We start from the raw sequence: 14877 nt of genomic DNA on the forward strand, positions 1-14877 counted from the left end.
ACCTGAAATCAGAAGCATTATTCTGATATCAGTACAGAATCGGTGGAGCGGTAGTTCAGTTGGTTAGAATACCTGCCTGTCACGCAGGGGGTCGCGGGTTCGAGCCCCGTCCGTTCCGCCACTTATATAAATTATGCCTGCTAATTATAGCAGGCATAATGTTAAGCGTAATTTAGGGGCGTAGCTCAGTTGGTAGAGCACCGGTCTCCAAAACCGGGTGTCGCGAGTTCGAATCTCTCCGCCCCTGCCACTTAAGAACCCTTCGCGAAAGCGAGGGGTTTTTTCGTTTGTGCACACCCAAAATCCATAGAAATTCCACGTCATCTAGATATCAATACCCTCCTATCTATCCTTCCTTTGTTCTTTTTACCTTCATTTAAACGCTTAACTCTGCCTTTTTATCGCTTATTTTTTGTGTTTTTTTAGCTGAATACATGCACTAAATGATTGTAATACAGGTATGTGACCGCGCTCATAACGCTTTTTTTTGTTTGTACTAAAACTACTAATCGTCCTATGACGCTAAAAAATCTAACGATCTCCTCTCTCCTTTGTTCTTTGTTGGTTTCAGAGAACAAATAGAAGACAGGCGAGTTAGAGAGACGTCTTAGCCGTATCCGAAAAGCAATAACAAAAAACTGTGCAGGACTACACGCGAGGAACGAACCATGTACAAGAAATTATTATTGGCAGCAGCAGTTGCAACGGCATTTTGTGGAATGGCGCAGGCGGCACCTCTTGTTGTCGGATTTTCACAAATCGGCTCTGAGTCAGGTTGGCGTTCCGCAGAAACCAAAGTGTCAAAACTTGAAGCCGAAAAGCGTGGTATTACGCTGAAAATTGCGGATGCTCAACAGAAGCAAGAAAACCAGATTAAAGCGATTCGCTCCTTTATCGCTCAAGGTGTGGATGCCATTTTCATCGCTCCTGTTGTGGCGACCGGTTGGGCACCGGTATTGACTGAAGCGAAAGAAGCCAAGATCCCGGTATTCCTGCTCGATCGCACCATCGAAGTCAGTGATCCTTCTCTGTATACCGCAGCCGTTGCTTCTGACAGCGTGCACGAAGGTAAAGTGGCCGGTGACTGGTTGGTAAAAGAAGAGGGCGGTAAGCCATGTAACGTTGTTGAGTTGCAGGGTACTGTGGGCGCGAGTGTCGCATTGAACCGTAAGAAAGGTTTTGCTGATGCTTTGGCCGCTGCGCCAAACATAAAAATTGTGCGTTCTCAATCCGGTGACTTTACGCGCAGTAAGGGCAAAGAAGTCATGGAGAGCTTCATCAAGGCTGAGCAAAACGGCAAAAACATCTGTGCCGTCTATGCGCATAATGACGACATGGCAATTGGTGCTATCCAGGCCATTAAAGAAGCCGGTCTTAAGCCTGGTTCACAGATCAAAGTTGTTTCAATCGACGGCGTGCCGGATATCTACAAAGCTATGCTCAATGGTGAGTCCAATGCCTCGGTCGAACTCACGCCAAACATGGCTGGCCCTGCTTTCGATGCGCTGATTGCTATGAAAAAGGATGGTACTCAGCCGCCAAAATTCATTCAGACAAAATCAACTCTGGTGTTGCCTGACGCAGCACAGAAACAGTATGACATGAAAAAAGACATGGGTTATTAAGTCTGAAACACCCGTTCAGCGGCCTTGCGGGACGGGTGTCTATGATAATGATTCATTCCCATTTCACCTCAGGAAAATACCGTAGGAGTTGATATCGTGGCGGATAATGCACGCTCTCAAACTTTGCTCGAAGTCCGTGGCTTATCTGTTGAATTTCCTGGCGTGAAAGCGCTGGATAAAGTCGATTTCACGCTAAATAGCGGTGAAATAGTGGCACTTTTGGGGGAAAATGGCGCAGGGAAATCCACGTTGATCAAAGCGCTGACCGGTGTTAACCGGCGTTCTGCCGGGACGGTGCATCTCAATGCTCAGGCTATTGATCCTATCAACACGGCACATGCTCAGGCTCTGGGAATCGGCACGGTATATCAAGAAGTCAATCTTCTCCCGAATATCTCCGTTGCCGCCAACCTTTTTATAGGCCGCGAGCCTACCCGCTTTGGGCTCGTCAACCAACGTCGAATGGAACAACAAGCACGTGATTTACTTGCTGCTTATGGCCTGAACTTTGATGTCAGCCAGCCTCTCTCTACTTATTCCGTCGCTATCCAACAAATCGTTGCTATTGCCCGTGCGGTTGATCTCTCTGCGCAGGTACTGATTCTCGATGAGCCTACAGCTAGCCTGGATGCCAAAGAAGTCAGCATGTTGCTCGATATTTTGAAGCAACTTCGCGGCCAGGGCGTTGGGATGATTTTCGTCACCCACTTTCTTGATCAGGTTTATCGCATCAGCGATCGCATCACTGTGTTACGTAACGGTAAGTTAGTTGGCAGTGAACTCACTCGAGATCTTCCCCGTATGGACTTGGTATCGATGATGCTTGGTCACAGTTTTGATGAAAGCCTGCTTAAGCGTGGTGAACATCGGGTTATTACAGGCGAACCGCTGGTCGAATTTAAGGAATATGGGCGTCGGGGAATGGTAGATAATTTCGATTTAAATATCCGGCGGGGAGAGATCGTCGGGCTTGCCGGATTGTTGGGTTCCGGGCGAACCGAAACCGCGCAACTGATCTTTGGCATCAAAAGTCATGATACCGGTAAAGCCAGCGTGGATGGCAAAGTGTGCAAAATCAATACACCACGTAAAGCTGCCAGTCTAGGGTTTGGCTATTGCCCGGAAGACCGCAAAACTGACGGCATTATTGGTGCCGCAACGGTTAGGGAAAACATTATTCTGGCGCTGCAGGCCCAACGAGGTTGGCTGCGCCCTCTCTCGCTGAAAGAACAAAATCAGATTGCCGAGAAATTTATCAAACTACTTGGTATACGCACACCCAGCGCTGAGCAGGAAATTCAATATCTATCAGGTGGAAACCAGCAAAAAGTGTTGCTTTCACGCTGGCTAGCCACGAATCCGCGCTTTCTCATCCTCGATGAACCCACGCGCGGCATTGACGTCGGTGCTCATGCTGAAATCATCCGCTTGATCGAAAAATTGTGTGATGAGGGATTAGCTCTGTTGGTTATCTCCTCTGAACTTGAGGAACTGGCTGGCTATGCTGATCGTATCGTTGTCCTGCGCGATCGCCGCCATGTTACAGAGATCACACAAGATAAAATATCCGTTCCGGCGATTATGAAAGCCATTGCGGTTCAATGAGGTGAAGGCGATGAACAACAGGAGCCTGCCGATGACAGGAAAACCGCGCAAAGTGAGATGGGTATTCCCAAAAGGTACGACGCAGCTCGGTGCTTTTTTGGCGATATTACTGATTGATAGCCTGGTGGCACCGGGATTTTTCTCGATCCATATTCAGGATGGCCGTTTGTTTGGCAGCTTGGTCGATATTTTTAACCGCGGCGCGCCGGTGGCTCTGTTAGCTATCGGTATGACGCTGGTGATTGCGACCGGTGGTATCGATCTTTCCGTTGGGGCCGTCATGGCGATTGCAGGAGCCACCGCAGCCACTATGACTGTTCAGGGCTATCCGCTGCCGAGTGTCATTCTGGCCGCGGTCGCGGTCGGCGCCGCCTGTGGATTATGGAATGGCTTCCTCGTGGCGGTCCTGCAAATCCAGCCGATTGTTGCCACTTTGATGTTAATGGTGGCGGGAAGAGGGATTGCTCAACTCATCACCGAAGGGCAGATTGTTACTTTCGAACATAACGGTCTTTCACAATTTGGCAGCGGCTCATTCTGTTACCTGCCGATGCCGGTGATCATTGCCGCCGTCATGCTGCTACTCGTCTGGGCGCTCACACGTAAAACTGCGCTCGGCCTGTTTATTGAGTCCGTCGGGATCAATATCCGTTCTTCCTACTATGCGGGAGTGAATGCCCGGCTGGTACTGGTGGCTGTCTATGTGATTTGCGGTATCTGCGCCGCGGTAGCTGGCGTGATCGTCACCGCCGATATTCGCGGTGCTGATGCTAATAATGCCGGATTATGGCTTGAACTGGATGCCATTCTTGCCGTTGTGATTGGTGGTGGGTCATTGTTGGGTGGGCGCTTTAACCTAGTACTTTCTGTCATCGGTGCGCTAATTATTCAGGGGATGAACACCGGTATTTTACTTTCAGGATTCAAACCGGAATTCAACCTGGTGCTGAAGGCGTTGGTTGTGTTAGCTGTTTTGGTGGCCCAGTCTCCACGGGTATCGCTGAGTGCCTTATGGCGGAGGAAAGAATAATGCTGAAACGAAATCTGCCACTGCTGATCACCATTTTGGTGTTCATTGTCGGTTATGGCTACTGCTTCACCCAGTTCCCTGGTTTTGCCTCGACTCGTGTCTTTTTCGATCTGCTGACTGACAATGCCTTCCTCGGAATTGTTGCCGTAGGGATGACATTCGTGATCCTTGCTGGCGGTATTGACCTTTCTGTCGGATCAGTGATCGCCTTTACTGGTCTTGCATTGGCTAAGTTAATTGGTGTGTATGGTATTGCGCCGGGTTACGCCTTTGTGATTGTGCTCTTCGCGGGGGCGATTTTTGGCGGACTGATGGGGTGGATCATCGACACGCTGAAACTGCCCGCTTTTATCATCACTCTGGCAGGCATGTTCTTTGTGCGTGGCATGAGCTTCATTGTTTCTGAAGAGTCGTTGCCCATTAATCATCCGCTTTATACCATGCTTGCTAGCTATGCCTGGAAAATGCCCGGTGGTGGCCGCCTTACTTTACTGGCGTTGATTATGCTGTTGGTCGTGGTCTTCGGTATTATCCTCGCGCACCGTACACGCTTTGGGAATAACGTTTACGCCGTGGGTGGCAATAGCGTTTCTGCCGCACTGATGGGCGTTCCTGTTCGACGCACCACGATTTATATTTATATGCTTTCCAGTACGCTGGCTGTGCTATCGGGTATCGTTTTTTCACTCTATACATCAGCGGGTTACGCTCTCGCAGCCAGTGGTGTGGAGCTGGATGCGATTGCCGCCGTTGTCATTGGGGGAACGCTGCTCAGCGGAGGAATAGGAACCGTTCTCGGCAGTTTGTTTGGTGTATTGATTCAGGGGCTTATTCAGACTTATATCACCTTTGATGGGACGCTGAGTTCCTGGTGGACTAAAATTGTGATGGGGATTTTGCTGTTCATCTTTATCGCCCTGCAAAAAGGCATGGGCTCATTTTGGATCGCACGCCGTGCCCGCCATCAGCGACCTGAAGCGGGATGAGGAGCACAGAGTTCTTTCGATTATAAGTAGGTCAGAAGTGGCGTTTTTAATAACTGACGAATTAACACTTGTTGGTCACTGTTCTGCAACCAGACAGCGTATAGCGGACGGATCACCGGTGGAATATCATGGTAAGCCGATAGCTGCGGAAACTCTTTTTCCCAGTGTGTCGGCAGATAGGCACAGCCTCCGGTGGTTTCCAGCAGTTGGCGTGTCAGATGGGCGGACGTCGTCGTCAGCACGGGTTCCAGCTCATTGGTTTGGGCACGGTTTTCCTGCTGGGTGAAATCAGCACCCCACTCGAGTCGCACATAGGGTGCGTATTCGTTTTTATCTTGTTTATCTGATGCAAAAAGACGTAACGAAAAATTGCCCAATAACTGGCTGGAGAGCTCATCCATTTTTGGCGGCTCAGTCGTTATCAAAAGATCCAGTTGTCTTTCATGCAGTTGTTTGACCAGAGAATTACGAAGTGCCACGCGCGCTTCCAGACGTAATGCTTCTCGCTGGCGATAAAGCGCCTGCAACCATGGCGTCAGATAGACTTCCCAGAGCGCAGCTGTTGCGCCGATCGATAATTCCGTGTGCTGTAGTGAGCGTACAACCTCTTTCTTGGCCATTTGCCAGGTTGACATCAGGTTTTCCGCGTAGGGCAGCAGGCGCTCACCTGCGGGCGTTAAGCGGATATTATTTCTATGACGGGTGAACAGATTTGCCCCAAGTTGGGTTTCCAACTGACGGATGCGAAAACTGACTGCCGATTGTGTCAAATAGAGAGATTCAGCTGCTCTACCAAAGTGGCGCGTTCTACTGACCTCCAAAAAGGTTTTCAGTAATTCCGTATCCAAAACCATCTCCAATATTTTTTGTCGTTAAGATTTAAATGTTTTGTTTTACACATTATCAAGCCTATCTAATACTCCGCGCCATAACAGCACGACCATGAGTAAATTAGGAGCGTGTCAGATGGCGGAAAGCTTCACTACGACAAGTCGTTTTTTTGACAATAAACATTACCCTCGCGGGTTCTCCCGGCATGGCGATTTCACCATTAAAGAAGCGCAAATGCTAGAACGTCACGGCTTTGCATTCAATGAGCTGGATTTGGGAAAACGCGAGCCTGCAACCGATGAAGAAAAACTCTTTTTAGAGGTTTGCCGTGGCACCCGTGAGCCAGTAACCGAAGCGGAAAAAGTGTGGAATAAATATATTATTCGCACTCGTCGACCAAAAAAATTCCACACGTTGTCCGGCGGTAAGCCACAAGCTGACACGGTGGAAGATTACACTGATAGCGATGATTAATGAAACGGGGCATTGCCCCGTTTTTTATGCCAGGCTTTTATGCAATTTTAACAATAGTCTATCCATACACCGGTAGCTCAATGCTTCAGAAATATGCACTTTCTCTATCATAGACTGATTACTGAGATCGGCTAATGTTCTCGCCACCTTCAAGATCCGATGCCAGGCCCTGACCGATAATCCTAGCTTGTGCAAAACGCTTTCTAAAAACTCTGCATCATCTTTCTTTAGTTCGCAATATTTCTCCACTTCACTGCTGCTCAGATGTGCATTAATTTTACCGGCACGAGCCAACTGAATATTTCTGGCGGCGATCACGCGTTCTCGTACTTGACTGCTGCTCTCTCTGATGCGCGATATCTGACGTTGGCTTTGCTGACTGAGTACTCCCGGTGGCAGTAAAGGCACTTCGATAGACAGATCGAAACGATCGAGGAAAGGCCCCGAAAGACGGCTGAGATAACGCAGAACCTGCTGGGGAGGTGTCCGGTTATGGATGCCCTGATAATGTCCGGTCGGGCTGGGATTCATGGCTGCGATCAACTGTGCTCGGGCCGGATAACGCACTTTGGCGCGCGCCCGCGAAATGGTAATTTCGCCTGACTCCATTGGCTGGCGTAAGGCATCAAGCACTTTGCGTTCGAACTCCGGCAACTCATCGAGAAATAAAACACCGTTATGGGCTAACGAAATTTCGCCGGGACGTGGCAATGAACCACCACCGACCAGTGCGCTCATTGAGGTACTGTGATGGGGCGAGCGAAAAGGGCGCTTGCGGGAGAATTGCCCGTCATCTTCGGGGTTGTAAACCAAACTGGCAATCGCCGCCGTTTCCAGCGTTTCCTGATTGGTCAGTGGTGGCAGTAAACCCGGTAATCGACTCGCCAGCATCGTTTTTCCTGTGCCGGGTGGGCCTATAAGCAGCAAGTTATGTCCGCCCGCTGCCGCGACCTCCAGCGCCCGTTTTGATTGTTCCTGCCCAATAATCTCCGCGATATCAGGTTGGTCTGTCGAAATATCTGCTTCTTCGGCTGGCTCAACGTCACAAAGGCTCTCTTCCCCCTGCAAAAACGCGCAGACTTGTAAAAGGTGGTCCGCGACTTTTGCCACGCCGGTTTCAAGTAATGCCATCTCCTGCCTGTTATCGGTCGGTAGGATCAGCATTCTCCCCTCTTTCTGCGCTTCGATTGCCGCCGGAATAGCGCCATTTACGCCGCGTAAAGCTCCGGAGAGGCCTAACTCCCCAAGAAACTCATACTGACCTAGCTTGTCCCCAGAAAGCTGCTCAGAAGCCACCAGAATCGCCAGAGCGATTGACAAATCGTAGCGACCTCCTTCTTTAGGTAAGTCTGCCGGTGCTAAATTGACGGTAATACGTTTAGCGGGAAAGGAGAATCCGCCATTGATGATGGCGCTGCGGACTCTGTCTCTGGCTTCTTTAACTGTTGTTTCCGGCAGGCCAACCAGAGTGAGCGCGGGTAAGCCGTTGCTGATATGTACTTCCACTGAGACGCCTGGCGCCTGTACGCCGAGAGAAGCGCGGGTATATACCACCGCTAATGCCATGGGTTTTTCCTTGCGATGAATAATCTTAAAACTCCAGCATGCCTTAAAGTCCAACGTACAGAGTCTGCAGATACGCACTGTCCAGCAAACCTCGAGATCATATTCTTGTGTACTGCAATTTCAGCACCGGATTGCGAGACCGCTCACGTAGTGAGCAACACTCGTTAACACTTTGCGTAATCTGGAAACAAATTAGCGTCCTAATTATGTTGCCTGCTCAGCGTGAGAGGTGTTTAATTCATGATGTTGTTAACAAAAATTAAACATTAAATCTTTCCGATTAACATTCCTTTAGCCTCATTGATCTGTGCCGGAATCGCAGTGAGCGCACCCTACACTTTCCGGTACAGGAGACAGCTCATGTTCGGTTGGACTTCCAGGCAGCGTAATGTCGCTATTGCCAGCTTCCTAAGCTGGACACTCGATGCTTTCGATTTTTTTATTCTTGTCTTTCTGTTAAGTGATATTGCCAGTGCTTTTCAGGTCGATATCAAAGAAGTCACCATCGCGATTCTTCTGACTCTCGCTGTGCGTCCCATTGGTGCGCTTTTATTTGGCCGCGCGGCAGAAAAGTACGGCCGTAAACCGATATTGATGATCAATATCGCCTGCTTCTCAGTATTTGAACTGTGTACAGCCGCTGCGCCTTCACTGACGATTTTCCTGATCCTACGTGTCATTTATGGCGTGGCAATGGGGGGGGTATGGGGCGTTGCATCGTCACTGGCAATGGAAACCATCCCCGATCGCTCCCGCGGATTTATGTCCGGCGTTTTTCAGGCGGGCTATCCGTTTGGATACCTGCTGGCGGCGGTAGTTTACGGGTTGTTCTTCAATACTGTTGGCTGGCGCGGCATGTTTGTCATCGGTGCGGTCCCCATTTTCCTGCTGCCATTTATCTGGTTTAAGGTGCAGGAGTCTCCGGTCTGGCTGGCGGCACGTGAGCGTAAAGAAAGTACTGCGCTATTGCCGGTACTCAAGTCGCAGTGGAAGTTATGTCTTTATTTGGTCGTACTGATGGCGGCCTTTAACTTCTTCAGTCATGGTACTCAGGATCTCTACCCTTCATTCCTGAAAATTCAGCACGGATTTGACGCTCACACCGTCAGCTTGATTGCCATCGGCTATACCATCGCCTCGATCATTGGCGGTATTTTCTTTGGTTCGCTGTCGGAGCGGATTGGACGTAAAAAAGCCATTATTATCGCGGCATTACTCTCACTACCGGTCATACCTTTGTGGGCCTTCTCCAGCGGCACATGGACGATTGGATTGGGTGCATTCCTGATGCAATTTATGGTGCAGGGTGCGTGGGGTGTGGTGCCTTCTTATCTCACAGAAATGGTCCCCGCAAACACCCGAGCTGTACTTCCGGGATTCGTTTACCAGTTGGGGAATTTGCTTGCCTCAGTCAATGCGACCTTACAGGCTTACATCGCCGAGAGTCATGGCCATAATTATGGTTTAGCGATGGCGATTGTGGCGGGGACGGTGGCGATCGTGATTTCTATACTGGTTGCGTTTGGACAGGATACGCGCGGAAAAGCGATAGCAGGAGCAATAAATAATCAGACGGCCGATCATCCCGCTAAGGTTTGATTTATCAAATATTTTTTCGCGGATTATGCAACAGTCCGCAAATAATAACGTAAGAAAAATGTTGTCACTAAGTGCATTACTGTGATAACTCTGTAGGCAATCGTTCGTAATATGAATTAGTGAAACCCAAAAAATGAAAGCCCTTCTCCTCGTCGTTAGCCTAATCGTGATTCGTGTGGTGGTGATTATTATCCCACCGTGCGGGGCTGCACTTGGACGAAGAAAGGCTTATTAAACAAGCCTGAACCTGAAAAGAAACCCCGCACCGAAAGGTCCGGGGTTTTTTTTTGGGTCGGCGATTTTAGTGGACAATGAAGCGAGGTCGGAAAATGAGCAACAGCATAATATTCTGCACTTGCCGCAAAAAGGCAGGAGAATAAGGATGAACGGAGCACAGTGGGTAGTACAAGCGTTGCGTGCGCAGGGGGTAGATATGGTGTTTGGTTATCCCGGCGGTGCAATCATGCCGGTATACGATGCACTGTATGACGGCGGCGTGGAACACCTGTTGTGCCGGCACGAGCAGGGCGCTGCAATGGCGGCTATAGGCTATGCCCGTTCAACTGGTAAAGTCGGTGTGTGTATCGCCACCTCAGGTCCAGGTGCAACTAACCTGATCACCGGTCTGGCTGATGCGCTGTTGGACTCTGTTCCTCTGGTTGCCATTACGGGGCAGGTCGGTTCTGCGTTTATCGGTACTGATGCTTTCCAGGAAATCGACGTTTTGGGTTTATCGCTAGCCTGCACCAAGCACAGTTTCCTGGTTGAATCACTGGAGGCGCTGCCAGAAATCATGGCAGAGGCTTTTGCCATCGCCAGCAGCGGGCGCCCCGGCCCGGTTCTGATCGACATTCCAAAAGATATCCAGCTGGCTGTCGGTGAATTGCCCCCGCATCTATTGGCGGTTGAGGAAAGTTTCCCGCATCCCGCCGCTGAACTGAAACAAGCTCGTGCGATGATTGCTGCGGCGCAAAAACCGATGTTGTACGTCGGTGGTGGCGTGGGCATTGCGCAGGCGGTTCCGGCGCTGCGCGAATTTATCTCTGCCACCGGCATTCCTGCGGTTGCCACACTGAAAGGCTTGGGCGCACCGGATGTGAGCGATCCATGTTATCTCGGTATGTTGGGTATGCACGGAACCAAAGCGGCAAATCTGGCGGTACAGGAGTGCGATTTACTGATTGCCGTTGGTGCGCGTTTTGATGATCGCGTGACCGGCAAATTGAATACCTTTGCTCCGCACGCTGCGGTGATCCATATGGATATTGACCCAGCCGAACTGAACAAGTTGCGTCAGGCTAACGTGGCGCTGCAAGGTGATCTGAAAACGTTATTACCGGCGCTGAAACAACCGCTGTCGCTCAACGCATGGCGTGACCATGTAATGACCCTGAAAGCGCAATGTGAATGGTGTTACGAGCATCGGGGCGAAGCCATTTACGCACCGCTGTTGCTGAAACAGATCTCGGATCGCAAAGCCGCTGACACCGTTATCACCACCGACGTGGGTCAGCATCAAATGTGGACCGCGCAACACATGCAGTTCACCCGTCCTGAAAACTTCATCACCTCCAGCGGACTGGGCACGATGGGCTTTGGTATTCCCGCCGCCGTTGGAGCACAGGTTGCGCGCCCGAATGACATGGTGATCTGTGTATCGGGTGATGGCTCATTCATGATGAACGTTCAGGAACTTGGCACCATCAAACGAAAACAGTTGCCAGTAAAAATCTTGTTGCTGGATAACCAGCGACTGGGAATGGTTCGACAATGGCAGGAACTGTTTTTTGATGGGCGCTACAGTGAAACAAACCTCTCCGATAACCCCGATTTTGTCACGCTGGCCAGCGCATTCGATATCCCTGGCCAACGCATCAGCCGTAAAGATCAAGTCGATGCCGCCCTGGATGCTTTCTTCAATAGTGAAGGTCCGTATTTACTTCAGGTTTCCATCGACGAAAGCCAGAACGTCTGGCCCCTGGTTCCACCGGGTGCTGGCAACGAAACCATGTTGGAGGAAATGTCATGATGCAACATAACGTCTCAATCCAGGCGCGTTTTCGCCCTGAAATATTAGAGCGCGTACTGCGCGTGGTGCGTCACCGTGGTTTTCAGGTATGCGCAATGAATATGCGCCCGATGGTCAACGCGGAAAACATAAATATTGAATTGACCGTTGCCAGCCAGCGGTCTGTGGATTTACTGTCTTTACAGTTAAGCAAGCTGATGGATGTCGCCTGCGTCGAGATCCAACAACACACATCACAACAAATACGCGCGAATGCGTGAGTGAAGGAAAGAGAGAATGACCAAGAAAGCTGATTTCATTTGGTTCAACGGCGAGATGGTGCCTTGGGCAGAAGCTAAAGTCCACGTAATGTCCCACGCATTGCATTACGGCACTTCGGTCTTCGAAGGTGTGCGTTGCTACGACTCGCACAAAGGCCCAGTGGTGTTCCGTCACCGTGAACACATGCAGCGTCTGCGTGACTCAGCAAAAATCTATCGTATGCCTGTGACTCAGAGCGTTGATGAGCTGATGGAAGCCTGCCGCGAAACTCTGCGGACTAACAAACTGGTTAGTGCTTATATCCGTCCGCTGGTGTTTGTGGGTGATGTTGGCATGGGCGTGAACCCGCCGGATGGCTACAAAACTGACGTCATCATCGCCGCCTTCCCATGGGGCGCGTATCTGGGCGAAGAGGCGCTGGAGCAGGGTATCGACGCGATGGTGTCTTCCTGGAACCGCGTTGCCGCCAACACCATTCCGACTGCCGCCAAAGCCGGTGGTAACTATCTGTCCTCCTTACTGGTCGGCAGCGAAGCGCGCCGCCACGGTTATCAGGAAGGGATCGCGCTGGACATTCACGGCTATGTGTCCGAAGGGGCTGGTGAGAACCTGTTTGAAGTAAAAGAGGGCATTCTGTTTACACCTCCATTCACCTCTTCCGCATTGCCGGGCATTACCCGCGACGCAATTATTAAACTGGCGAAAGATATGGGACTGGAAGTGCGCGAGCAAGTTCTGTCCCGTGAATCGCTGTATCTGGCTGACGAAGTGTTCATGTCCGGTACCGCCGCTGAAATCACCCCGGTGCGCAGTGTTGACGGCATTCAGGTTGGCATTGGCAAACGTGGTCCGGTGACTAAACAAATTCAGGATGCGTTCTTCGGTCTGTTTACCGGCAAGACCGAAGATAAATGGGGTTGGTTGGATCCCATCAACCCACAGTAATCTAAAGAACAAGAATAATGCAGGTGGCGATGTCGCTGCCTGCTAAACAGAAATGATTTGGAGTGAACTGAGCATGCCTAAGTACCGTTCCCATACCACCACTCATGGCCGCAATATGGCTGGCGCCCGCGCATTATGGCGTGCCACCGGCATGACCGATGATGATTTCGGTAAGCCTATTATTGCCGTCGTCAACTCCTTTACCCAGTTCGTCCCAGGACACGTACACTTGCGCGATCTGGGTAAACTGGTTGCTGAGCAAATCGAAGCGTCCGGCGGCGTGGCAAAGGAATTTAACACCATCGCCGTGGATGACGGTATCGCGATGGGGCATGGTGGCATGCTGTATTCATTGCCTTCACGTGAGCTGATCGCCGATTCCGTGGAATATATGGTTAACGCGCACTGCGCCGATGCCATGGTCTGTATTTCCAACTGTGACAAAATCACCCCAGGAATGCTGATGGCGTCACTACGTCTGAACATTCCGGTGATCTTCGTTTCCGGCGGCCCGATGGAAGCCGGTAAAACCAAACTGTCTGACAGAATCATCAAGCTCGATCTGGTTGATGCCATGATTCAGGGCGCAAACCCGAATGTCAGCGACGCTGACAGCGCGCAGATCGAACGCTCCGCCTGTCCGACCTGCGGCTCCTGTTCCGGTATGTTCACGGCTAACTCGATGAACTGTCTGACTGAGGCACTCGGCCTTTCCCAGCCGGGTAACGGTTCATTGCTAGCGACCCACACTGACCGTAAAGACCTGTTTCTCAACGCAGGTAAACGCATCGTTGAACTGACAAAACGTTATTACGAAAAAGACGACGAAAGCGCGTTGCCACGCAATATCGCCAGCAAAGCGGCATTCGAAAATGCCATGACGCTGGATATCGCGATGGGTGGCTCGACCAATACCGTTTTGCACCTGCTGGCGGCTGCGCAGGAAGGCGGTATCGAGTTCGATATGATCGACATCGACCGTCTGTCACGCGTCGTACCACACCTGTGTAAAGTGGCACCAAGCACCCCGAAATACCATATGGAAGACGTTCACCGCGCCGGTGGCGTGCTGGCGATTTTGGGCGAACTGGATCGTGCAAACTTGCTGAATCGCGATGTCAAAAACATCCTTGGCCTGAACCTGACTGAGACACTGAATCAGTACGACATCATGCTGACTAAGGACGAAGCCGTTAAAAAAATGTTCCGCGCCGGTCCCGCAGGTATTCGTACTACACAGGCGTTCTCACAGGATTGCCGCTGGGACACGCTGGATGATGATCGCGCCGAAGGTTGTATCCGCTCGCTGGAAAATGCCTTCAGTCTGGAAGGTGGCCTGGCCGTGTTGTACGGCAATATCGCCGAAGCCGGCAGTATCGTGAAAACCGCAGGCGTGGATAAATCCAACCTGACCTTCCGTGGCCCGGCTAAAGTATACGAAAGCCAGGATCACGCAGTAGCGGCGATCCTCGGTGGCAAAGTGGTTTCCGGCGACGTGGTGGTTATCCGCTACGAAGGGCCAAAAGGCGGTCCTGGCATGCAGGAAATGCTGTATCCGACCACCTATCTGAAATCGATGGGTCTTGGCAAAGAGTGCGCACTGATCACCGACGGCCGTTTCTCCGGCGGGACTTCAGGTTTGTCTATCGGCCACGTTTCTCCTGAAGCGGGCAGCGGCGGCATGATTGCGCTGGTTGAAGATGGTGACTTTATCGACATCGACATTCCAAACCGCAGTATGGTGTTGGACGTTCCGGCAGCAGAACTGGCTGCGCGTCACGAGGCTGAACTGGCTCGCGGTGACAAAGCATGGACGCCGAAAAACCGTGAACGTGTGGTGTCCTACGCGCTGCGTGCTTATGCCATGCTGGCAACCAGCGCCGATAAGGGCGCCGTCCGCGATAAAAGTAAGCTGGGAGGCTAGCG

The 14877-nt window shown here is 51.0% G+C and carries 13 protein-coding genes and 2 tRNA genes; 13 read left to right on the forward strand and 2 right to left on the reverse strand.

The window, feature by feature from the left end; all coding sequences use genetic code 11:
* Positions 1-44 precede the first annotated feature (44 nt).
* From IEV89_RS19015 to yjfF, 6 genes are all read left to right on the forward strand, one after another.
* Positions 45-121 (forward strand) — tRNA-Asp (locus IEV89_RS19015).
* 53 nt (positions 122-174) lie between these two features.
* Positions 175-250 (forward strand) — tRNA-Trp (locus IEV89_RS19020).
* Between the two features lie 418 nt (positions 251-668).
* The gene (gene ytfQ, locus IEV89_RS19025) at positions 669-1625 is read left to right on the forward strand and encodes a galactofuranose ABC transporter, galactofuranose-binding protein YtfQ (RefSeq protein ID WP_188475095.1); all 957 of its coding nucleotides are present in this window, start codon (positions 669-671) and stop codon (positions 1623-1625) included.
* Positions 1626-1748: 123 nt separating this feature from the next.
* Complete coding sequence (gene ytfR / locus IEV89_RS19030) at positions 1749-3230, forward strand: galactofuranose ABC transporter, ATP-binding protein YtfR (protein ID WP_188475214.1); 1482 nt, start codon at positions 1749-1751, stop codon at positions 3228-3230.
* Positions 3231-3240: 10 nt separating this feature from the next.
* The gene (gene ytfT, locus IEV89_RS19035) at positions 3241-4260 is read left to right on the forward strand and encodes a galactofuranose ABC transporter, ATP-binding protein YtfT (RefSeq protein WP_188475096.1); all 1020 of its coding nucleotides are present in this window, start codon (positions 3241-3243) and stop codon (positions 4258-4260) included.
* On the forward strand, positions 4260-5246 hold the full coding sequence (gene yjfF / locus IEV89_RS19040) for a galactofuranose ABC transporter, permease protein YjfF (protein ID WP_188475097.1): 987 nt from the start codon (positions 4260-4262) through the stop codon (positions 5244-5246). The genes ytfT and yjfF overlap by 1 nt, the downstream gene beginning before the upstream one ends.
* A 20-nt stretch (positions 5247-5266) precedes the next feature.
* Here yjfF and hdfR read toward each other — a convergent pair whose 3' ends face one another.
* Entirely contained in the window at positions 5267-6094 is an 828-nt protein-coding gene (gene hdfR, locus IEV89_RS19045; RefSeq protein WP_188475098.1) for an HTH-type transcriptional regulator HdfR, read from the reverse strand.
* Positions 6095-6212: 118 nt separating this feature from the next.
* Between hdfR and IEV89_RS19050 the strand changes: the two genes are divergently transcribed.
* Positions 6213-6551 (forward strand): MaoP family protein, encoded by a 339-nt coding sequence (locus IEV89_RS19050; RefSeq protein ID WP_188475099.1) that lies wholly within the window; start codon positions 6213-6215, stop codon positions 6549-6551.
* 24 nt (positions 6552-6575) lie between these two features.
* On the opposite strand, the gene IEV89_RS19055 is transcribed toward IEV89_RS19050, so the two are convergent.
* Positions 6576-8117: a YifB family Mg chelatase-like AAA ATPase gene (locus tag IEV89_RS19055; protein WP_188475100.1), complete on the reverse strand. Its 1542-nt coding sequence runs from the start codon at positions 8115-8117 to the stop codon at positions 6576-6578.
* 360 nt (positions 8118-8477) lie between these two features.
* On the opposite strand from IEV89_RS19055, the gene IEV89_RS19060 reads away from it, so the two are divergent.
* The 6 genes from IEV89_RS19060 (at position 8478) to ilvD (ending at position 14875) form a co-directional block, all read left to right on the forward strand.
* Positions 8478-9716 carry an MFS transporter gene (locus tag IEV89_RS19060; protein WP_188475101.1) on the forward strand — a complete coding sequence of 413 codons (1239 nt, stop codon included), beginning with the start codon at positions 8478-8480 and terminating at the stop codon, positions 9714-9716.
* 133 nt (positions 9717-9849) lie between these two features.
* The gene (gene ilvL / locus IEV89_RS19065; RefSeq protein WP_188475102.1) at positions 9850-9951 is read left to right on the forward strand and encodes an ilv operon leader peptide; all 102 of its coding nucleotides are present in this window, start codon (positions 9850-9852) and stop codon (positions 9949-9951) included.
* A 147-nt stretch (positions 9952-10098) separates the two neighbouring features.
* Positions 10099-11745 (forward strand): acetolactate synthase 2 catalytic subunit, encoded by a 1647-nt coding sequence (gene ilvG, locus IEV89_RS19070; protein WP_188475103.1) that lies wholly within the window; start codon positions 10099-10101, stop codon positions 11743-11745.
* Positions 11742-12005, forward strand: a complete 264-nt coding sequence (gene ilvM, locus IEV89_RS19075) for an acetolactate synthase 2 small subunit (protein ID WP_188475104.1) — start codon at positions 11742-11744, stop codon at positions 12003-12005. Before ilvG ends, ilvM begins: the two co-directional genes overlap by 4 nt.
* Before the next feature lie 16 nt (positions 12006-12021).
* Positions 12022-12951, forward strand: coding sequence for a branched-chain amino acid transaminase (locus IEV89_RS19080; RefSeq protein WP_188475105.1), 930 nt, complete (start codon positions 12022-12024; stop codon positions 12949-12951).
* Positions 12952-13024: 73 nt separating this feature from the next.
* Entirely contained in the window at positions 13025-14875 is a 1851-nt protein-coding gene (ilvD, locus tag IEV89_RS19085) for a dihydroxy-acid dehydratase (protein WP_188475106.1), read from the forward strand.
* Positions 14876-14877: the final 2 nt, after the last annotated feature.

The organism is Hafnia psychrotolerans (assembly GCF_014639435.1).
GTDB classification, from domain to species: Bacteria; Pseudomonadota; Gammaproteobacteria; order Enterobacterales; family Enterobacteriaceae; genus Ewingella; species Ewingella psychrotolerans.